The following is an 18,570-nucleotide window of genomic DNA, read 5'->3' as shown; positions in this document are numbered from 1 at the left end:
GCAAACAAAGATAGTTTTTCAAATCTAAAAACAAAAAAGTTAGAATAGAATATTGACTAATTATTTTTTAGAGAATTCTCAAACGGAACTCGTTGCAAGATACTTCTTCCTAAAGTAACCTCATCGGCATACTCTAATTCGTCGCCAACAGCTATCCCTCTTGCGATTGTAGAAGTTTTTATATTACACTCTTTTATTTGTTTGAAAATATAAAAATTCGTGGTATCACCTTCCATTGTGGAACTTAACGCAAAAATTATTTCTTCAATCGCACCCAATTTTACTTTTTCAACTAACGGATTGATATTCAATTGACTTGGGCCTACCCCATCGATTGGTGAAATTTTCCCACCTAGAACATGATATATTCCTTTAAACTGATTGGTGTTTTCAATAGCCATAACATCTCTAACGTCTTCAACAACGCAAATTATTTTATGGTTTCTTGAGGCATTTGCACAGATTTCACACACATCAAGGTCGGAAATATTGTGGCAATTTTTACAAAATTTAATATCATCACGCATCGTAGTTAACGCTTGCGATAAAAAATGAGTCTGTTCACTAGGTTGTTTCAATAAATGCAATACCAGTCGCAAGGCAGTTCGTTTACCAATTCCTGGTAATTGAGCCATTTCGTTGACTGCTTTTTCGAGAAGTTTTGATGAAAATTCCATTTGGCAAAAGTAACAAATTAGATTTTTAGATTATTAGATTTTTGGATTAATAGATTTGTATTTATGCTTATTCTGTCTTTTTTCTATTTTCTATTATCTTTCTTCTCAAATATTTCTATTTTAGCACAACCAAAAAAATCATTTATGTCTTCAGGAACTATTTTAGCCATTATCATTATCTATTTCGGAATTCTTATTCTTATTTCGAATCTTGTTAGTAAAAAAGATAGTAGCAACGATGCTTTTTTTAAAGCAAATAAAAATTCTAAATGGTATTTGGTAGCGTTTGGAATGATTGGAACGGCGCTTTCTGGCGTGACTTTTATTTCGGTTCCTGGCGAAGTTGGAAATCCTGATTTGCAGTTCAAATATTTCCAATTTGTTTTGGGAAATGCAATTGGGTTTATCATTATTGCAACGATTTTACTTCCACTCTATTATCGAATGAATTTGACTTCGATTTATAGTTACATCGAGCAAAGATTGGGCGTTGTGAGTTACAAAACTGCTGCCACAATTTTCTTGATAAGCCGCACTATTGGCTCAGCTTTTCGATTGTATTTAGTTGTAATTGTGTTGCAACGTTTTGTATTTGATGCTTATAACATTCCGTTTGCAATGACGGTTTTAATTTCGTTAGCGTTAATATTTGCTTACACGTATCGTGGCGGATTGAAAACAATTATTATCACAGATACTTTGCAAACATTCTTCTTAGTTTCTTCGGTGTTCTTGACGATTATTTTTATTTGTAATAGTTTGGATTATAGTTTCATGGAAGCTTTTGAAGCTGTAAAAAACAGTAATTATTCTAAAGTGTTCTTTTATGAAGATTACTTGAAAGGTAACTTCGTAGTAAAACAAATTTTGGGTGGAATCTTTGTAACTATCGCCATGGTTGGCTTAGATCAAGATTTAATGCAAAAGAATTTGAGTTGCAAAAATATTGGTGAAGCTCAAAAAAACATGTTCACATTTACTGGAATTTTTGTGGTGATTAATATTTTCTTTTTAAGTGTTGGCGCCTTACTTTACTTATATGCAGAGAAAAACGGAATTGCTGTTCCGATGGTTGATGGTGTGAAACGTACTGATTTATTGTTTCCTGAAATTGCTTTTAATCATTTGAATATTGTTCCTGCAGTTGTATTTTTGTTAGGATTGACTGCGGCAACTTTTGCTACAACCGACTCGGCTTTAACCGCTTTAACAACCTCTTTTTGTGTTGACTTTCTTGGAATGGATAAAAAGCAGTCAGCAGATAGCAGTCAGCAGATAGCAGATGATAAAAAAATGGTTCGAACGCGTCATTTAGTTCATGTTGGGTTTTCGGTGTTGATGTTTTTGGTGATAATTATATTTAATTCTCTGAACGACAAATCGGTGGTGACAATGATTTTTAAAGTGGCGAGTTATACTTATGGACCGCTTTTAGGTTTGTATGCTTTTGGTTTGTTTATGAAATCGAAAACGGTTCATGATAAATTGGTTCCGATTATTTGTGTGATTTCACCTTTAGTTTGTTTTTTAATTGCTAAAAATTCTGCTGCTCTTTTTGGAAATTATGTCATTGATAACGAATTGATTATCGTAAACGGATTGATTACTTTTATTGGGTTGTTAATTATTAGCAAACCTGCCACTAGTCAGACGAAGTTTTAAGAATGGAAAATCTATTTGTTTTTAGTGGACTTGGTGCTGACAAAAGAGTTTTCAACTATTTAGATTTTTCAAAACACAATACCACTTTCATTAATTGGGTTCATCCGACACACAATGAATCAATTGAAAATTATGCAAAAAGATTAACCAAACAAATTACTTCAGAAAAACCAATTTTAATAGGTTTATCTTTTGGTGGAATTATAGCTGTTGAAGTTGGGAAGATTATTGAATCAAAGAAAATAATTTTAATAGCTTCCGCTAAAAATAAAAGTGAAATTCCTTTTTATTATCAATTTGCAGGATTCTTAAATCTTCACAAATTGATTCCAACTAAATTAATGAAGAAATCCAATTTTTTGAGTTTTTGGTTTTTCGGAATTAATAGCAAGGAAAATAAAAATTTGTTGACTGAAATTTTGAATGATACTGATGAAACTTTTCTTAGTTGGGCCATTGATAAAACTGTAAACTGGAAGAATACCCATATCCACAAAAATCTAAAACACATTCATGGTACTGCGGATAGAATTTTACCTATTCAATTTGTAAAATCTGATGTAAAAATAGTTGATGGAGGACATTTTATGACTATTGACAAATTTGAAGAACTGAATATTGTTTTGGGAAATTCAATCAAAAATTAAAATGGAAACCTCTCTAGCCCTGATTGCAGTGGCACGAAGTAAAACGTAAAGCAGGAATTACCATCACTGATAAAGCCCTAACCACTCGCTCCTAATATTGATTAGTTGTCAATAAAACCAAGGTACAAGCTTCTTCTACTTTGATGGAATTGGCTTTAAGTAATTGATAAAACTCTGGATTTTCGGTACCTGGATTGAAAACTACTCTTTTGGGTTTGGTTTCGATAATGTAGTTGTAATATTCGCGTTGGCGCACCGGATTTAGGTACAAGGTTACGGTATCGATATTTTTTAGAGGAATATTTTTGGTTCTGATTGAAATTCCGGCAACTTCGCCTTGATTTTGTCCAATTGCTATAACCGAATGACCTTTGTCAACTAGCATTGTTATGGCTTTGAAAGCGTATCTTTCGGGTTTGGTGGAAGCACCAAGAACTAGTGTTTTCTTATTTTTCATAAATGTAGAAGTTGTTTTTTTAGAGGTCATTTATGGTATCGCCCTATTTGAAATTTGTTTTCAACAAAAGTAATGTAAGTGGCGATTTCATGGTACAAAATTACGGATAATTGTTTTTATTTTAACTTTATGCGTTACTTCTTTATTTATCTTTGTAAAAAATTTAAACTTTTCAAAAAATGGATGTTTTCTTGAATACTTTTTTTGTTTTGCTTGGTGCGCTGTTTTCGGTATTGAATCCGATTGGTGCGATTCCGTTTTTTGTGGGTTTGACTCAAGATTATAACAAGGCAGAACGTTCACGAGTTTCTTTAATGGCGGCAATTAACGTTTGTATTATATTAATAATTTCCTTTTTTGTTGGTGAATATGTTTTGAGTTTTTTTGGAATTACGATTTCAGCACTTAGAATTGCTGGTGGAATTTTGATTGCAAGTTCTGGTTTTGGTTTGCTAAACGCTAATCCGAAAAAGAGAAAAGGAATTAGTAAAGAAGTGGAAGAAGATTTGCAAAGCAGAACCTCTATTGCTTTAACACCACTTGCTATGCCAATGTTGGCTGGACCTGGTTCGATTTCGTTATTAATAGCATTTAATCAAGATCACAAAACTACTCCTGAAATTTTGTCTTCTACACTTTCTATTTTTGTGGTTTCTCTTCTAATATTTTTGGTATTGAGAAGTGCGCATTATTTGGCTAAATATCTTGGTGCTTCAGGAATTGTGGCGATTTCTAGAATTGTAGGATTCTTAACAGTCGCGATTGGTATTCAGTATATTATTAGTGCGGTTTTGAGTATTATTAGAGGAATTTAGAAAATTACGAAGTACAAAATACGAAGTACGAAGTTTGAAATAAATAATCCCAAATTCCAAAGTAAACAATTGGAATTTGGGATTTGGGATTTGCTGTTTTTAAAATTTATTTTCTTGGAAGAAAAACTTCTGCCATCATGCATCTTGCACTTCCGCCGCCACATGCTTCTATGGTGTCTAGGCTTGAATGAAGAATTGTGATATGTTCTTCTAATTGTGCGATTTGCTTTTTGGTTAAAGCATTGTAAGCTGATGAACTCATGATTAAGTATCTTCTTTCATCTGCGCCTTGCAATTCTAACATGTTTCCTGCGAAATTGTTCATTTGATCTTCACTAATTAGAACAATTTCTTTTTCGTCTGAACGAAGACTGTCTAGAACCATTTTACGTTCTTTTTTATCATCGATACAATCAGCACAAATTACTGCAAATGTATCTCCAATGCACATCATTACGTTGGTATGATAAATCAATTTTCTTTCGCCATTAACGGTTTGAAATGATTCAAATATGATTGGATTCAAATCGAAATCTTCGCAAAATTCTATGAATAATTCTTCGTCTGCTCTTGGAGAAAGTGCGCAATATGCTTTTCCGTTTTCTCTATCAAGAACAATACTTCCTGTTCCTTCAAGGTAAAATCCATCATCTTCAGCAGAAGTATAGTCCATAATTCCGTCGTTGATTTCGTATCCTTTAGCTTCAAGAATATCTAAAATATCTTCACGCCTTTCGGCACGACGATTTTCGGCAAACATTGGATACAAAACTACATCACCATTTTCGTGAAAAGAAATCCAATTGTTTGGAAAAATACTATCTGGTGTGTCTGGATCTAAAGTGTCGTCAACAACCGTAACATCGATTCCGACCATTCTTAATTTGTTTACGAATGCATCAAACTCTTGTTGCGCTTTTTCATTAACATTCGCTGGAGTTAATCCGTCAAGGACTTTTTGATAATAGTTGTTTACTGCCGTTTGTTCGTTCATTCTAAACGCTACCGGACGAATCATCAGAATTGAGTTTGTAGTTTGATTCATTTTTTTGTTAGTTAGTGGTTTATTGTTAATCGTTAATTGTTTTAGTTCCAACCAAGAACCCTAAACTAAAAACCATAAACATATTTAATCTCTTATTAAGGGTAGAGTCGAACATCTTAATAGTCCTTCTTGTTTTGCTATTTCAGAGTATGGAATTTCTTCCACTGTAAAACCTTTTTCTCTTAGCCAATTATTTAATCTTGTGAAGTTTTTCTCAGAAACTACAACATCTGGCGCGATAGAAAATACATTGGAATTCATATTATACATTTCGTCTCGTTTAATGTGAAATAGGTTTTCTTTTCCGAATAATTTTACTAAATAAACGTAATCTGCTTCTTCACGGAAACCACTTTTGTAAATAATTCCTTTATTAGTTCCCACTGGCTGAAAACAGCAATCAAGGTGCAATGCATTATCGCGAGCTTCTAATTTAGATTTCACCAAATCAAATTCTTTCACAATTTTGTTTGGAAACAAATCTTTAATGTATTGAACACCTAGCATATTAGTTCTTGCTGTGATGTAATCTTTATAATCGGAACCTTTGTAAGTTCCTATAAAAATATAATCATTCCAAAGCATTACATCACCACCTTCAATATGTACATCGTCTGGCGGACGAACCACTTTAGCAGGATTGATTTGATCAATAACATAATTTATTGCATCCAATTCACGATTTCTATCAGGTAAAATGTTGGCTTTTATAAAAACATCGTCAATCACGAAACCAATATCACGAGTAAAAATTTGATTATAATTTTCAATCATTTCTGGGCGAAAAACTTTCACATCATATTTTTGAAATACTTTATTGAAGGCTTCCATTTCGTTAACCATATCTACTTCAATTGGATATGTTCCTGCGAGAATATGTTCTAATGATTTTGGATCGTAGGCTTCGTCTACTGTTGGAGTTGGTCCATTATTTAATGCTGAACCTAACACAACGGCTCTTAGTCTTGAGGTTTCGTTTTTTACATTTAATTGTAACATATAATTTGCTTTTGGCATTTGTACAAATATAAAAAAGCTCCGTTGATTAACGAAGCTTTTGTTTATAAGTATTTAAAGAATTTTATCTTTTATCCATTGCAACAAAATCTCTCAATGGATGACCAGTATAAACTTGTCTAGGTCTACCAATTGGTTCTTTGTTAACTCTCATTTCCTTCCATTGTGCTATCCAACCTGGTAAACGACCGATTGCGAAAAGAACAGTAAACATATCCGTTGGAATTCCTAAAGCACGGTAGATAATACCTGAGTAGAAATCAACGTTTGGATATAATTTTCTTGATACAAAATACTCATCAACTAAAGCAGATTCCTCAAGTTTTTTTGCAATTTGAAGAATTGGATCATTTACTCCTAAAGTTGCAAGAACTTCATCAGCAGCTTTTTTAATGATTTTAGCTCTTGGATCAAAGTTTTTGTATACTCTATGACCAAATCCCATTAAGCGGAATGGATCATCTTTATCTTTTGCTTTAGCTAAATATTTATCAGCATCACCTCCATCTTTTTGAATATCTTCAAGCATCTCTAAAACTGCTTGGTTTGCACCACCATGTAATGGACCCCAAAGTGCAGAAACTCCTGCAGAAATCGATGCAAATAAACCTGCGTGAGAAGAACCAACAATTCTTACCGTTGATGTAGAACAGTTTTGCTCATGATCTGCATGAAGAATAAATAATTTATCTAAAGCATCAATTACAACTTGGTTTTGTTTGTAAGGACCTGTTGGCAATTCAAACATTAAATGCATGAAATTTTCAACATAACCTTTGGTATTATCATAATAATTCAAAGGATAACCCATCATTTTTCTATAAGTCCAAGTAGCAATAACTAAAAATTTAGCCATTGTTTTACATACAGCTTCGTACATTTCTTTTTCATTTTCAACATTAACCACTTTTGGATTAAAAGCGGTTAAAGCAGAAGTTAAAGAAGACAAAACTCCCATTGGATGAGCTGTTTTTGGAAAACCATCAATGATGTTTTTCATTTCTTCGTTTACCAAAGTATATTTACGAATATCATTTTCAAATTGTTCTAACTGCTCTTTTGTAGGCAACTCTCCAAAAATCACCAAATAAGAAACCTCAAGAAAATCAGCTTTTTCCGCTAAATCTTCAATTGCATAACCTCTGTAGCGTAAAATTCCTTCTTCACCATCAAGGAAAGTAATATCACTTTTACAAGAACCTGAATTTTTATAACCTGGATCTAAAGTGATGGCACCTGTCAAGGCACGTAGTTTTTCAATATCGATGGCTGGTTCGTTTTCGCTTCCAACAATTACTGGAAACTCATACTTTTGGCCATCATATTCTAATATTGCTGTTTTTGACATAATATGTGTGGAAATTAATCGTGATAATTTATAATTTAACAAAATTATGGAATTCTAAATGAATTAAAAAACAAATACGTTAACGTTTTCGTTAATTTTAATATAAAAATTGCAAGGTTGATATAGTTGAATACAAAAAAAACTCGTTAAGTTTGAACTCTATGGAAATATTACTCTTTTTTTGGAAATAAAAACTCACCATTATATTAATGATTAATAAATTAAAATAGCTTAAAATTAAAATATGGAGATTTTGTTAAATACCAGTTTAGAGTAATATTTACGATGTCTAATAAAATAACAACACCTGACAAGTTTAAAACTCATCAGGTGTTGTTTGTAAAATATTTAAGTGATTACTTCTGTTTGAATGCTTTCAATCCTGGAAAGTAAGCAGTATTTCCTAATTCTTCTTCAATACGTAATAATTGATTGTATTTCGCCATTCTATCAGAACGTGAAGCTGAACCAGTTTTTATTTGTCCACAATTTAATGCTACAGCTAAATCAGCAATAGTATTATCTTCTGTTTCTCCAGAACGATGTGACATTACTGAAGTATAACCTGCATTATGAGCCATATTTACTGCTGCAATTGTTTCTGTAAGTGTCCCAATTTGGTTAACTTTTACTAAAATTGAATTGGCAATTCCTTTTTCAATTCCAGTTGACAAACGTTCTACATTAGTAACAAACAAATCGTCACCTACTAATTGTGTTTTGTCACCTATTAATTCTGTTAAGTATTTCCATCCTTCCCAATCATCTTCATACATTCCGTCTTCAATTGAGATAATTGGATAATTTGCGGCAAGTGAAGCTAAATATTCAGCTTGTTCTCTTGAAGTTCTAATTTTTCCAGTTGCTCCTTCAAATTTAGTATAGTCGTATTTTCCGTCTACATAAAATTCAGAAGCTGCACAATCTAAAGCAATCATTACTTCATCACCAAATTTATACCCAGCGTTTTCAACAGCAATTTTGATTGTATCAAGTGCATCTTCTGTTCCGCCAGCAAGATTTGGTGCAAAACCACCTTCGTCACCAACAGCAGTTGATAAATGTCTATCGTGTAATACTTTTTTCAAATTGTGGAAAATTTCAGTTCCCATTTGCATTGCATGCGTGAATGAAGTTGCTTTTACAGGCATAATCATAAACTCTTGGAAAGCAATCGGTGCATCAGAGTGCGAACCACCATTGATAATATTCATCATTGGAACTGGTAAAGTATTGGCAGAAACTCCACCAACATATCTGTATAAAGGTAATCCTAATTCATTTGCAGCCGCTTTTGCAGCCGCAAGAGAAACTCCTAAGATTGCATTAGCTCCAAGATTTCCTTTGTTAGAAGTTCCGTCTAACTCAATCATAAGTTGATCGATATGATTTTGTTCAAAAACAGAAACTCCCATTAATTCAGGAGCAATTTTAGTATTTACATTTTCAACAGCTTTAAGAACACCTTTTCCCATGTAAGCTTTTCCACCATCACGAAGTTCAACAGCTTCATGTTCTCCTGTAGATGCACCACTTGGAACAGCAGCACGACCTAAAACACCATTTTCTGTTACTACATCCACTTCAATTGTTGGATTTCCTCTTGAGTCAAGAATTTGTCTAGCGTGAATTTTGATAATAATACTCATTTTTATGTTTATTTGTTAAAATTAAGGTTGAAATTATTGTTATTTCCACAAATTTACTGAAAGTTAAAAAGCAAAATAATTAATTTCAAAAAACTTATAAACGCAATCGTTTTAGTAATTTATGATTTCATTTTATTTCTAGATCATTACATTTTTTTTAATACTTTCTATAAACTCATCAAATAGATAAGAAGAATCATGAGGTCCTGGACTTGCTTCAGGATGATATTGAACTGAAAAGCAATTTTTAGATTTCATTCTCATTCCTGCCACGGTGTTGTCATTGATATGATAATGAGTGATTTCTAAATCATTATGATTTTCCAATTCTTCTCTGTTTACAGCAAAACCATGATTTTGTGAAGTTATTTCACCTTTTCCAGTAAGAACATTCATAACAGGATGATTTATACCTCTGTGACCATTAAACATTTTATAAGTAGAAATTCCGTTTGCTAAACCGATGATTTGATGTCCTAGGCAAATTCCGAAAACAGGTATATCAGAAGCTATCATTTGTTTAGCTGTTTCTTGGACTTGAAAAAGAGGCTCAGGATCTCCAGGACCATTTGACAAGAAATATCCGTCAGGATTAAATGCTTTTAACTCATCAAAAGATGTGTTGTATGGAAAAACTTTTATATAACAATCTCTTTTTGCAAGATTTCTAAGAATGTTTCTTTTAATTCCTAAATCTAAAGCAGAAATTTTGAAAGTTGCGTTTTCATTTCCAAAAAAGTAAGGCTCTTTGGTAGATACTTTTGAAGCAAGCTCCAACCCTTTCATATCAGGAACATTTGCTAGTTGTTTTTTTAGTTCTTCTATTGAAGTTCCATCTGTTGAAATCACAGAATTTTGTGCTCCATTATCGCGAATGTAACTAACAAGCGCTCTTGTGTCTACATCTGAAATACATATTAGATTTTGTTTTTCAAAGTAATCGTATAAATTACTTTCAGAATCGGGACGTGAATGGTTAAAACTAAAGTTTTTACATACTAAGCCAGAAATCATAATTTTTTCTGATTCAACCTCGTTAGAATTTACTCCATAGTTACCAATATGTGGATTGGTAGCCACCATTATTTGACCAAAATAAGATGGATCGGTGAAAATTTCTTGGTAACCTGTCATTCCTGTATTGAAACAAACTTCACCGAAAGTTGTTCCAGAAATCCCGATAGATTTACCATAAAAAATGGTTCCATCGGCTAATAATAAAATGGCTTGTGGTCTTGTTGTGTATTTCATTTGATGTAGTTAGTAAAAAGTAGTTAGTTGTTGTTTTGCAAATTTAAGTTAATCTTTTATAATTCTAAAGTGGATTTATTAAAGTTTATAAACATTCTAATAGTTGGCTACTTAGCCCTGATGTAAGGGAAAAGCCTTGTCTCGTTCTTTTAAACGAGACAAGCTTTGGAAAGGCAGCAGGAAAATGGATTACTGATAAAGCCCAAACGATTCGCTTCAAATAATAAATAATTTAATATTGGGTATAAAAAAAAGGATAAACTCGAAAGCTTATCCTTTATATTTATGAAATTGAATTCATTATTCTGCTGATTGCTTCGCCTATTCGCTAGCGCTCGGGTCAGTAGTTTCTTCTGAAGAAGTTTCTGGTGCTTCAGGAGCTTTTGTTTCAGCTGCTGGAGTTTCAGATTTTTTAGCTTTTCCACCACGACGGCTTTTAGCTTTTTTCTCTTCTTTTTTACCACCGTTGTAAATTTCGTTGAAATCTACTAACTCAATCATTGCCATATCTGCGTTATCACCTAAACGGTTACCAACTTTGATGATACGAGTGTATCCACCTGGACGGTCACCAACTTTAGCTGCTACTTCTCTAAAAAGTTCAGTAACACCATATTTATTACGTAAGTAAGCGAAAACGATACGACGATTGTGAGTAGTATCTTCTTTTGATTTTGTTATAAGCGGCTCAACGAATTGTTTAAGTGCTTTTGCTTTAGCAACAGTTGTGTTAATACGTTTGTGTTCAATTAATGAACAAGCCATATTAGCTAACATAGATTTTCTATGTCCAGTCTGTCTGCTTAAGTGATTGTTCTTTTTTCCGTGTCTCATTTTAAATGCTATTTAATTTGAATAAAGAAACTAGTCTTTATCTAATTTATATTTTGACAAATCCATTCCGAAAGTTAAATTTTTAACTGCAACTAGTTCATCTAATTCTGTTAAAGATTTTTTACCGAAGTTACGGAACTTCATTAAGTCGTGTTTGTTAAAAGAGACAAGGTCTCCTAATGTATCAACTTCAGCTGCTTTTAAGCAATTTAATGCTCTTACAGATAAATCCATATCAACAAGCTTAGTTTTAAGCAATTGTCTCATGTGTAATGATTCCTCATCGTATGAATCTGTTTGAGCGATTTCGTCTGCCTCAAGAGTGATTCTCTCATCTGAGAATAACATGAAGTGGTGAATTAATACTTTTGCAGCTTCAGTAAGAGCATCTTTTGGATTGATTGAACCATCAGTTTTGATTTCAAAAACTAATTTTTCATAATCTGTTTTTTGCTCAACACGGAAATTTTCAATAGCATATTTCACGTTTTTCACTGGTGTAAAGATAGAATCTGTAAAGATTGTACCAATAGCAGCATTTTGCTTTTTGTTTTCTTCTGCAGGAACGTATCCTCTACCTTTTTCAATTGTTAATTCCATATTGAAATTAACTTTTGGATCAAGGTTACAGATAACTAATTCTGGGTTTAAAACTTGAAATCCAGAAATAAATTTTTGAAAATCACCAGCTGTAATTTGCTCTTTACCAGTTATAGATATAGTTACTGATTCGTTATCGATATCTTCAATTTGACGTTTGAAACGTACTTGTTTAAGACTAAGGATAATTTCTGTAACATCTTCAACAACTCCTGAAATTGTAGAAAACTCATGCTCTACACCTTCAATTCTTGTAGATGTAATAGCATAACCTTCTAAAGCAGAAAGTAAAACTCTTCTAAGTGCATTACCAACAGTCAATCCGTAACCAGGTTCTAAAGGTCTGAACTCAAACTTACCTTCAAAATCGGTTGAATCGATCATGATAACTTTATCGGGCTTTTGAAAATTAAATATTGCCATAATTTAGACTAGTGTCAATTATTATTTGTTGTACAACTCTACGATTAACTGTTCTTTAATGTTTTCTGGAATTTGAAGTCTAGCAGGAACAGTAACGAACGTACCAGATTTAGTATCATTATTCCATGTAATCCATTCGTAAACATGATTAGAGTTTGATAAAGAACGTTCAATTGACTCTAAAGATTTAGATTTTTCGCGAACAGCAACTACATCACCTGGTTTCAAGTGATAAGAAGGTATGTTTACTAATTCACCATTTACTGTAATGTGACGGTGAGAAACAATTTGTCTTGCAGCTCTTCTAGAAGAAGCAATTCCCATTCTGAAAACAACGTTATCTAAACGAGCTTCACATAATTGTAAAAGGATTTCACCTGTTACACCTTTAGAAGCTGCTGCTTTTTCGAATAAGTTTCTAAATTGTTTTTCTAAGATTCCGTAAGAATATTTAGCTTTTTGCTTTTCCATTAACTGGACAGCATATTCAGATTTCTTACCTCTTTTTTTAGCCATCCCGTGTTGTCCAGGAGGATAATTTCTTTTTTCGAATGCTTTATCAGCTCCGAAGATTGCTTCGCCAAATTTACGAGCAATTTTTGTACTTGGACCAGTATATCTTGCCATTTTAAAATTGTTTTGAGATAGAGATTATGAATTCAGGTCAATAAATCCTTCGATAATCTTTGTTCTTTCTCTTGTTATACTTAATTATATATTAGATACTGAAAATATTTCAGTATAAAATTATACTCTACGTCTTTTTGGAGGACGACATCCATTGTGGGGCATTGGAGTAACATCAATGATTTCTGTTACTTCTACTCCACTGTTATGTATTGATCTGATAGCAGATTCTCTTCCGTTACCTGGACCTTTAACATAAACTTTTACTTTTTTAAGTCCTGCTTCTAATGCTACTTTACTGCAATCTTCAGCTGCCATTTGAGCAGCATAAGGAGTGTTCTTTTTAGAACCTCTAAAGCCCATTTTACCAGCAGAAGACCAAGAAATAACTTCACCTTTTTTGTTAGTTAACGAAATGATGATGTTGTTAAAAGTTGCATTAATATGAGCTTCTCCTGAAGATTCAATAATAACTTTACGTTTTTTTGTACTTGCTTTAGCCATATTACTTACTATTTAGTTGCTTTTTTCTTGTTAGCAACAGTTTTTCTCTTACCTTTTCTTGTTCTAGAATTGTTTTTAGTTCTTTGTCCTCTTAATGGAAGACCAGATCTGTGACGAATTCCTCTATAACATCCGATATCCATTAAACGTTTGATGTTTAATGAAGTCTCTGAACGAAGTTCACCCTCAATTTTGTAGTATGATACAGCATCACGAATTGCTCCGATTTGATCATCATTCCAATCTTGAACTTTAGTATCTTGGCTAACTTGAGCTTTTTCTAAAATCTCAATAGCTCTACTTTTTCCTACTCCGAAGATATAGGTAAGTGCTATAACACCTCTTTTATTTTTAGGTATATCTACCCCTGCTATTCTTGCCATAATTATCCTTGTCTTTGTTTAAATCTAGGATTCTTTTTGTTAATAACGTATAATCTTCCTTTTCTACGCACAATTTTACATTCTGCGCTTCTCTTTTTTACTGATGTTCTTACTTTCATTTTTAATAACTTTAGTATCTGTAAGTGATTCTTGCTTTAGACAAATCGTAAGGACTCATTTCAAGTTTCACTTTGTCACCTGGTAACAACTTGATGTAATGCATACGCATTTTTCCTGAAATGTGTGCGATAACGATATGCCCGTTTTCTAATTCTACACGGAACATAGCATTTGATAATGCTTCAATTATTGATCCGTCTTGTTCTATTGCTGATTGTTTTGCCATAAAAATTAAGCTACTGCTTTTCTATTTTTACCACTTTTCATCAAACCATCATAATGCTTATTCAATAAATAAGTGTTTATTTGTTGAATAGTATCGATTGCAACTCCAACCATAATGATTAAAGAAGTTCCACCATAGAACATAGCCCATGATTGTTGTACATCTAAACTAACTACAATTGCTGGGAACACAGCTATTAAAGCTAAGAATAACGAACCTGGAAAAGTTACCAATGACATAATTTTATCAAGAAAATCAGCTGTTTCAACACCTGGTTTGATACCTGGTATAAAACCACCACTTCTTTTTAAATCATCTGCCATTTTATTTGTTGGAACCGTAATCGCCGTGTAAAAGAATGTAAAGATAATGATTAATAGAGCAAATACTAAATTATACCATAATCCAAACATATTACTAAAAGCACCTGCAATAGATTGAGATGTTTCAGACTGTGAAAGACCAGCTAAAGCAGCAGGGATAAACATAATTGCTTGAGCAAAAATGATTGGCATAACACCAGCTGAATTTAATTTTAATGGAATCCATTGTCTATTACCACCCATCATATCTTGTTCAAAATCACCAGAAGTTGTTCTTCTAGCATATTGAACAGGTATCTTTCTAATTGCCATAACTAAAAGTACACAAGCAATAATTACCAACATCCAAACAATAATTTCAATAACAAGAATCATTAAACCACCATTATTGTTGGTAACTCTTGACTGAAACTCTTGAATAAGTGCTTGAGGTAATCTTGCTAAAATACCGACCATAATTAATAGAGATATACCATTTCCTATACCTTTATCAGTAATTTTTTCTCCTAACCACATAGCAAAAATTGTACCTGTAGTTAAAATCAAAACTGAAGAAAATAAGAAAGAAAATGAATCAAATCCTAACAAAAATGCGCTACTAGGAATTGTTCTGTACAAGTTATAAATATAACCTGGACCTTGAAGTAAAGTGATACCAATAGTTAACCAACGTGTAATTTGGTTTAATTTTTTTCTACCACTTTCACCATCCTTTTGTAATTTTTGCAAATAAGGAATTGCTATACCCATTAACTGAACAACAATTGAAGCAGAAATGTAGGGCATAATACCTAATGCAAAAACAGATGCTTTTGAAAATGCTCCACCGGTAAACATATCAAGAATTGATCCAATTCCTTTATCAGTTTGTCCTGCAAGTCCAGAAAGCTGTGTAGCATCGATACCAGGAAGAGTTACATGAGCACCAAATCTATATACTAAAAGTAAACCTAAAGTAAACAAGATTCTGTTTCTCAACTCTTCTATTTTCCAAACATTCTTAAACGATTCAATAAAATTCTTCATAAGGTCAGAATATTATAATGTTACTGCTTCACCACCAGCAGCTTCGATAGCGGCCTTTGCAGTAGCAGTAAATTTGTGAGCAGTTACTTTTAATTTTGCTTTTAATTCACCTCTACCTAAAATTTTAACTAATTCGGTTTTGGTAGCTAAACGGTTTTCAACTAAAACTGTAAAATCTACAGTATCAGTAACGATTCCGTTATCAACTAAAGCTTGAAGAGTGTCAAGATTCACACCTTGATGCTCAATTCTGTTAATGTTCTTGAAACCAAACTTAGGAACACGTCTTTGAAGTGGCATTTGACCTCCTTCAAAACCAATCTTTTTAGAATATCCTGAACGAGATTTTGCTCCTTTGTGACCTCTTGCAGAAGTACCACCTTTACCAGAACCTTCTCCTCTACCAACTCTTTTATTTTGATTGTGTGTAGAACCTTCAGCAGGTTGTAAGTTACTTAAATTCATAACTATAATTGTTATTTAACTTCCTCAACGGAAACTAAGTGTTTAACTTTATTTATCATTCCAAGGATTGTTGGATTTGAATCATGCTCAACAACCTGTCCCATTTTACGAAGACCTAAAGCTTCTAAACCTCTTTTTTGAGTAAGTGGACAGTTGATTTTGCTTCTAACTTGTTTTACTAATAATTTAGCCATAATTTCCTTGAATTAACCTTTAAAAACTTTCTCTAAAGAAACTCCTCTTTGTTTTGCAACAGTGTAGGCGCTTCTCATTTGTAGTAATGCATCAAAAGTTGCTTTCACCACGTTATGTGGATTTGAAGAACCTTGAGATTTTGATAATACGTCGTGAATTCCAACTGATTCAAGTACTGAACGAACAGCACCACCAGCAATAACTCCTGTACCATGAGATGCAGGCATTAAGAACACACGAGCTCCACCAAATTTACCTTTTTGTTCGTGAGGTACAGATTGACCACTCAAAGGAATTCTAACTAAGTTTTTCTTTGCATCTTCTACTGCTTTCGCAATTGCTTCAGAAACGTCTTTAGATTTTCCTAATCCATGACCAACAACACCATTTTCATCACCTACAACAACAATTGCTGAGAACCCAAAAGCTCTACCACCTTTTGTTACTTTGGTAACACGATTTACACTTACCAAACGATCTTTTAATTCAAGACCACTAGGTTTTACTAATTCTACATTTTTGTATTTAGACATAATATATTAGAATTTAAGTCCAGCGGCTCTAGCGCCTTCTGCTAATGATTTAATACGACCGTGATATAAATAACCTCCTCTATCGAATGTTACTGAATCTATACCGGCTTTTAACGCTTTTTCAGCAACAAGTTTTCCAACCGCTGTTGCAACTTCTACGTTAGTACCTTTAATATCCGCTCCTTTATCTCTAGATGAAGCAGCTAATAAAGTAACACCATTTACATCGTCAATTAGCTGTGCGTAGATTTCTTTATTACTTCTGAATACAGAAAGTCTTGGTCTAGCAGCAGTACCGCTAACAATCTTTCTTATTCTATACTGGATTCTCTGTCTTCTTTCAGATTTTGTTAATGACATAACCTTTATTTTTAAGCTGATTTACCTGCTTTTCTTCTTAATACTTCACCTACAAACTTGATACCTTTTCCTTTGTATGGTTCTGGTCTACGGAAATTTCTAATTTTCGCAGTAATAGCACCTAAAAGTTGTTTATCATAAGATGTAAGTTTTACGATAGGGTTTTTACCTTTTTCAGAAATAGTTTCTAAAGTAACTTCTTTAGCAACTTCTAAAATGATATTGTGAGAAAAACCTAAAGCTAAATCAAGTTTTTGTCCTTGATTTGAAGCTCTGTATCCCACACCCACAAGCTCTAATTCTTTAGTAAAACCAGTTGATACTCCAACAATCATATTATTGATTAATGATCTGTACAAACCATGTTTAGCTCTATGATCTTTGTGGTCAGATGATCTTTCCACAATTACTTGACCTTCTTCTAACTTTACAGTAACGTCCGAAAACTCCTGAGTTAGTTGTCCTAATTTTCCTTTTACTGTAACCAATCCTTCTGTAACTTCTACAGTTACACCAGCTGGAACTACAATTGGATTTTTTCCTATTCTTGACATTGTCGCTTAGCTTTAAATTAGTATACGTAACAAATTACTTCTCCACCAACATTCAATTGCTTAGCTTGTTTTCCAGTCATCAAACCTTTTGATGTAGAAACAATAGCAATACCCAAACCATTTAAGATTCTTGGTAATTTTGAAGCACCTGCGTACTTACGTAAACCTGGTTTACTAATTCTTTGGATGTCTTTAATTACAGGCTCTTTAGTATCTTTATCATACTTCAAAGCAATTTTGATAGAACCTTGAACGGTTGAATCCTCAAATTTGTAACTTAAGATATATCCTTGATCGAATAAAATCTTTGTGATTTCTTTTTTAAGATTAGAAGCTGGAATCTCAACCACTTTGTGGTTAGCTCTAACAGCATTTCTGACTCTCGTAAGATAATCTGCAATCGGATCTGTATACATATTTATTAAAATTCGGCTACGGTTTTCAAAAGAACTATTCCATTGAACCTGAAGCCATTAAACTCAATTTTTAAAGCAGATAATTGCACGTTACCGGCAAAAATCCGGCAAATGTACAATTATCTGCTGAAATAAACTAATTTACCAACTAGCTTTTTTAACACCTGGAATTAATCCTTGGTTTGCCATTTCACGAAATGTTACACGTGAAAGACCGAATTGACGCATATAACCTCTTGGTCTACCCGTTAATTTACAACGATTGTGTAAACGTACCGGTGAAGCATTTTTAGGTAATTTTTGTAAACCTTCATAGTCTCCAGCTTCTAATAAAGCTTTTCTCTTTTCAGCATACTTAGCTACCGTTTTTTCTCTTTTAACCTCGCGGGCTTTCATTGATTCTTTAGCCATGT

The 18,570-nt window shown here is 33.0% G+C and carries 25 protein-coding genes; 3 read left to right on the top strand and 22 right to left on the bottom strand.

What is annotated here, in order from left to right:
• Window positions 1-56: 56 nt before the first annotated feature.
• Window positions 57-677, bottom strand: coding sequence for a recombination mediator RecR (gene recR, locus ABD771_RS03990; protein WP_345090927.1), 621 nt, complete (start codon window positions 675-677; stop codon window positions 57-59).
• Between the two features lie 144 nt (window positions 678-821).
• Between recR and ABD771_RS03985 the strand changes: the two genes are divergently transcribed.
• Both ABD771_RS03985 and ABD771_RS03980 read left to right on the top strand, forming a co-directional pair.
• The gene (locus tag ABD771_RS03985) at window positions 822-2,339 is read left to right on the top strand and encodes a sodium:solute symporter (RefSeq protein WP_345090925.1); all 1,518 of its coding nucleotides are present in this window, start codon (window positions 822-824) and stop codon (window positions 2,337-2,339) included.
• 2 nt (window positions 2,340-2,341) lie between these two features.
• Window positions 2,342-2,986, top strand: a complete 645-nt coding sequence (locus ABD771_RS03980; RefSeq protein WP_345090922.1) for an alpha/beta hydrolase — start codon at window positions 2,342-2,344, stop codon at window positions 2,984-2,986.
• 91 nt (window positions 2,987-3,077) lie between these two features.
• Here ABD771_RS03980 and ABD771_RS03975 read toward each other — a convergent pair whose 3' ends face one another.
• On the bottom strand, window positions 3,078-3,443 hold the full coding sequence (locus ABD771_RS03975; RefSeq protein ID WP_298119834.1) for a CoA-binding protein: 366 nt from the start codon (window positions 3,441-3,443) through the stop codon (window positions 3,078-3,080).
• Between the two features lie 191 nt (window positions 3,444-3,634).
• Here ABD771_RS03975 and ABD771_RS03970 point away from each other — a divergent pair, with 191 nt between their 5' ends.
• Window positions 3,635-4,258, top strand: a complete 624-nt coding sequence (locus tag ABD771_RS03970) for a MarC family NAAT transporter (protein WP_425556444.1) — start codon at window positions 3,635-3,637, stop codon at window positions 4,256-4,258.
• Between the two features lie 106 nt (window positions 4,259-4,364).
• Here ABD771_RS03970 and ctlX read toward each other — a convergent pair whose 3' ends face one another.
• The 20 genes from ctlX to rpsN all read right to left on the bottom strand — a co-directional run bounded on the left by ctlX (window position 4,365) and on the right by rpsN (window position 18,568).
• Window positions 4,365-5,303 carry a citrulline utilization hydrolase CtlX gene (ctlX, locus tag ABD771_RS03965; protein WP_345090917.1) on the bottom strand — a complete coding sequence of 313 codons (939 nt, stop codon included), beginning with the start codon at window positions 5,301-5,303 and terminating at the stop codon, window positions 4,365-4,367.
• A gap of 84 nt (window positions 5,304-5,387) precedes the next feature.
• Window positions 5,388-6,302 carry a dimethylarginine dimethylaminohydrolase family protein gene (locus ABD771_RS03960; RefSeq protein ID WP_345090914.1) on the bottom strand — a complete coding sequence of 305 codons (915 nt, stop codon included), beginning with the start codon at window positions 6,300-6,302 and terminating at the stop codon, window positions 5,388-5,390.
• A gap of 82 nt (window positions 6,303-6,384) precedes the next feature.
• Window positions 6,385-7,668 carry a citrate synthase gene (locus tag ABD771_RS03955; protein WP_345090911.1) on the bottom strand — a complete coding sequence of 428 codons (1,284 nt, stop codon included), beginning with the start codon at window positions 7,666-7,668 and terminating at the stop codon, window positions 6,385-6,387.
• Between the two features lie 356 nt (window positions 7,669-8,024).
• A complete protein-coding gene (eno, locus tag ABD771_RS03950) occupies window positions 8,025-9,317 on the bottom strand; it encodes a phosphopyruvate hydratase (RefSeq protein WP_345090908.1) in 1,293 nt (430 codons plus the stop codon).
• 138 nt (window positions 9,318-9,455) lie between these two features.
• On the bottom strand, window positions 9,456-10,568 hold the full coding sequence (carA, locus tag ABD771_RS03945) for a glutamine-hydrolyzing carbamoyl-phosphate synthase small subunit (protein ID WP_345090905.1): 1,113 nt from the start codon (window positions 10,566-10,568) through the stop codon (window positions 9,456-9,458).
• Window positions 10,569-10,889: 321 nt separating this feature from the next.
• Window positions 10,890-11,402, bottom strand: a complete 513-nt coding sequence (gene rplQ, locus ABD771_RS03940; protein ID WP_298302820.1) for a 50S ribosomal protein L17 — start codon at window positions 11,400-11,402, stop codon at window positions 10,890-10,892.
• Between the two features lie 30 nt (window positions 11,403-11,432).
• Window positions 11,433-12,425: a DNA-directed RNA polymerase subunit alpha gene (locus ABD771_RS03935; protein ID WP_344816871.1), complete on the bottom strand. Its 993-nt coding sequence runs from the start codon at window positions 12,423-12,425 to the stop codon at window positions 11,433-11,435.
• A 21-nt stretch (window positions 12,426-12,446) separates the two neighbouring features.
• Window positions 12,447-13,052, bottom strand: coding sequence for a 30S ribosomal protein S4 (gene rpsD, locus ABD771_RS03930; RefSeq protein WP_298395763.1), 606 nt, complete (start codon window positions 13,050-13,052; stop codon window positions 12,447-12,449).
• Between the two features lie 120 nt (window positions 13,053-13,172).
• Window positions 13,173-13,556 carry a 30S ribosomal protein S11 gene (rpsK, locus tag ABD771_RS03925; RefSeq protein WP_274782172.1) on the bottom strand — a complete coding sequence of 128 codons (384 nt, stop codon included), beginning with the start codon at window positions 13,554-13,556 and terminating at the stop codon, window positions 13,173-13,175.
• A gap of 8 nt (window positions 13,557-13,564) precedes the next feature.
• The gene (gene rpsM, locus ABD771_RS03920; RefSeq protein WP_344816872.1) at window positions 13,565-13,939 is read right to left on the bottom strand and encodes a 30S ribosomal protein S13; all 375 of its coding nucleotides are present in this window, start codon (window positions 13,937-13,939) and stop codon (window positions 13,565-13,567) included.
• A gap of 2 nt (window positions 13,940-13,941) precedes the next feature.
• Window positions 13,942-14,058 (bottom strand): type B 50S ribosomal protein L36, encoded by a 117-nt coding sequence (gene ykgO / locus ABD771_RS03915; RefSeq protein ID WP_081932050.1) that lies wholly within the window; start codon window positions 14,056-14,058, stop codon window positions 13,942-13,944.
• An 11-nt stretch (window positions 14,059-14,069) separates the two neighbouring features.
• Window positions 14,070-14,285, bottom strand: coding sequence for a translation initiation factor IF-1 (gene infA / locus ABD771_RS03910; RefSeq protein ID WP_007136545.1), 216 nt, complete (start codon window positions 14,283-14,285; stop codon window positions 14,070-14,072).
• Between the two features lie 5 nt (window positions 14,286-14,290).
• On the bottom strand, window positions 14,291-15,634 hold the full coding sequence (gene secY / locus ABD771_RS03905; protein ID WP_298304721.1) for a preprotein translocase subunit SecY: 1,344 nt from the start codon (window positions 15,632-15,634) through the stop codon (window positions 14,291-14,293).
• Window positions 15,635-15,646: 12 nt separating this feature from the next.
• Complete coding sequence (gene rplO, locus ABD771_RS03900) at window positions 15,647-16,099, bottom strand: 50S ribosomal protein L15 (protein ID WP_344816874.1); 453 nt, start codon at window positions 16,097-16,099, stop codon at window positions 15,647-15,649.
• A gap of 11 nt (window positions 16,100-16,110) precedes the next feature.
• Window positions 16,111-16,293: a 50S ribosomal protein L30 gene (gene rpmD, locus ABD771_RS03895; RefSeq protein WP_298119790.1), complete on the bottom strand. Its 183-nt coding sequence runs from the start codon at window positions 16,291-16,293 to the stop codon at window positions 16,111-16,113.
• Window positions 16,294-16,305: 12 nt separating this feature from the next.
• On the bottom strand, window positions 16,306-16,830 hold the full coding sequence (gene rpsE / locus ABD771_RS03890; RefSeq protein WP_089046918.1) for a 30S ribosomal protein S5: 525 nt from the start codon (window positions 16,828-16,830) through the stop codon (window positions 16,306-16,308).
• 3 nt (window positions 16,831-16,833) lie between these two features.
• On the bottom strand, window positions 16,834-17,187 hold the full coding sequence (rplR, locus tag ABD771_RS03885; RefSeq protein ID WP_298304726.1) for a 50S ribosomal protein L18: 354 nt from the start codon (window positions 17,185-17,187) through the stop codon (window positions 16,834-16,836).
• An 11-nt stretch (window positions 17,188-17,198) separates the two neighbouring features.
• Window positions 17,199-17,741: a 50S ribosomal protein L6 gene (rplF, locus tag ABD771_RS03880; protein WP_298304728.1), complete on the bottom strand. Its 543-nt coding sequence runs from the start codon at window positions 17,739-17,741 to the stop codon at window positions 17,199-17,201.
• 17 nt (window positions 17,742-17,758) lie between these two features.
• Window positions 17,759-18,157: a 30S ribosomal protein S8 gene (gene rpsH / locus ABD771_RS03875; RefSeq protein WP_298304731.1), complete on the bottom strand. Its 399-nt coding sequence runs from the start codon at window positions 18,155-18,157 to the stop codon at window positions 17,759-17,761.
• Between the two features lie 141 nt (window positions 18,158-18,298).
• Window positions 18,299-18,568, bottom strand: coding sequence for a 30S ribosomal protein S14 (rpsN, locus tag ABD771_RS03870; protein ID WP_035125659.1), 270 nt, complete (start codon window positions 18,566-18,568; stop codon window positions 18,299-18,301).
• Window positions 18,569-18,570 lie beyond the last annotated feature (2 nt).

Source organism: Flavobacterium chungnamense (assembly GCF_039539165.1).
In the GTDB taxonomy this organism is placed as follows: domain Bacteria; phylum Bacteroidota; class Bacteroidia; order Flavobacteriales; family Flavobacteriaceae; genus Flavobacterium; species Flavobacterium chungnamense.
The sequence above is the reverse complement of the archived record's forward strand: the minus strand, read 5'-3'. Positions and strand labels throughout refer to the sequence as shown.

Excerpts from the sequence above, each read along its gene's own strand:
- recR (WP_345090927.1), bottom strand. The coding sequence starts at position 677 with ATGGAATTTTCATCAAAACTTCTCGAAAAAGCAGTCAACGAAATGGCT.
- ABD771_RS03985 (WP_345090925.1), top strand. The coding sequence starts at position 822 with ATGTCTTCAGGAACTATTTTAGCCATTATCATTATCTATTTCGGAATT.
- ABD771_RS03980 (WP_345090922.1), top strand. The coding sequence starts at position 2,342 with ATGGAAAATCTATTTGTTTTTAGTGGACTTGGTGCTGACAAAAGAGTT.
- ABD771_RS03975 (WP_298119834.1), bottom strand. The coding sequence starts at position 3,443 with ATGAAAAATAAGAAAACACTAGTTCTTGGTGCTTCCACCAAACCCGAA.
- ctlX (WP_345090917.1), bottom strand. The coding sequence starts at position 5,303 with ATGAATCAAACTACAAACTCAATTCTGATGATTCGTCCGGTAGCGTTT.
- ABD771_RS03960 (WP_345090914.1), bottom strand. The coding sequence starts at position 6,302 with ATGTTACAATTAAATGTAAAAAACGAAACCTCAAGACTAAGAGCCGTT.
- ABD771_RS03955 (WP_345090911.1), bottom strand. The coding sequence starts at position 7,668 with ATGTCAAAAACAGCAATATTAGAATATGATGGCCAAAAGTATGAGTTT.
- eno (WP_345090908.1), bottom strand. The coding sequence starts at position 9,317 with ATGAGTATTATTATCAAAATTCACGCTAGACAAATTCTTGACTCAAGA.
- carA (WP_345090905.1), bottom strand. The coding sequence starts at position 10,568 with ATGAAATACACAACAAGACCACAAGCCATTTTATTATTAGCCGATGGA.
- rplQ (WP_298302820.1), bottom strand. The coding sequence starts at position 11,402 with ATGAGACACGGAAAAAAGAACAATCACTTAAGCAGACAGACTGGACAT.
- ABD771_RS03935 (WP_344816871.1), bottom strand. The coding sequence starts at position 12,425 with ATGGCAATATTTAATTTTCAAAAGCCCGATAAAGTTATCATGATCGAT.
- rpsD (WP_298395763.1), bottom strand. The coding sequence starts at position 13,052 with ATGGCAAGATATACTGGTCCAAGTACAAAAATTGCTCGTAAATTTGGC.
- rpsK (WP_274782172.1), bottom strand. The coding sequence starts at position 13,556 with ATGGCTAAAGCAAGTACAAAAAAACGTAAAGTTATTATTGAATCTTCA.
- rpsM (WP_344816872.1), bottom strand. The coding sequence starts at position 13,939 with ATGGCAAGAATAGCAGGGGTAGATATACCTAAAAATAAAAGAGGTGTT.
- ykgO (WP_081932050.1), bottom strand. The coding sequence starts at position 14,058 with ATGAAAGTAAGAACATCAGTAAAAAAGAGAAGCGCAGAATGTAAAATT.
- infA (WP_007136545.1), bottom strand. The coding sequence starts at position 14,285 with ATGGCAAAACAATCAGCAATAGAACAAGACGGATCAATAATTGAAGCA.
- secY (WP_298304721.1), bottom strand. The coding sequence starts at position 15,634 with ATGAAGAATTTTATTGAATCGTTTAAGAATGTTTGGAAAATAGAAGAG.
- rplO (WP_344816874.1), bottom strand. The coding sequence starts at position 16,099 with ATGAATTTAAGTAACTTACAACCTGCTGAAGGTTCTACACACAATCAA.
- rpmD (WP_298119790.1), bottom strand. The coding sequence starts at position 16,293 with ATGGCTAAATTATTAGTAAAACAAGTTAGAAGCAAAATCAACTGTCCA.
- rplR (WP_298304726.1), bottom strand. The coding sequence starts at position 17,187 with ATGTCATTAACAAAATCTGAAAGAAGACAGAGAATCCAGTATAGAATA.
- rplF (WP_298304728.1), bottom strand. The coding sequence starts at position 17,741 with ATGTCAAGAATAGGAAAAAATCCAATTGTAGTTCCAGCTGGTGTAACT.
- rpsH (WP_298304731.1), bottom strand. The coding sequence starts at position 18,157 with ATGTATACAGATCCGATTGCAGATTATCTTACGAGAGTCAGAAATGCT.
- rpsN (WP_035125659.1), bottom strand. The coding sequence starts at position 18,568 with ATGGCTAAAGAATCAATGAAAGCCCGCGAGGTTAAAAGAGAAAAAACG.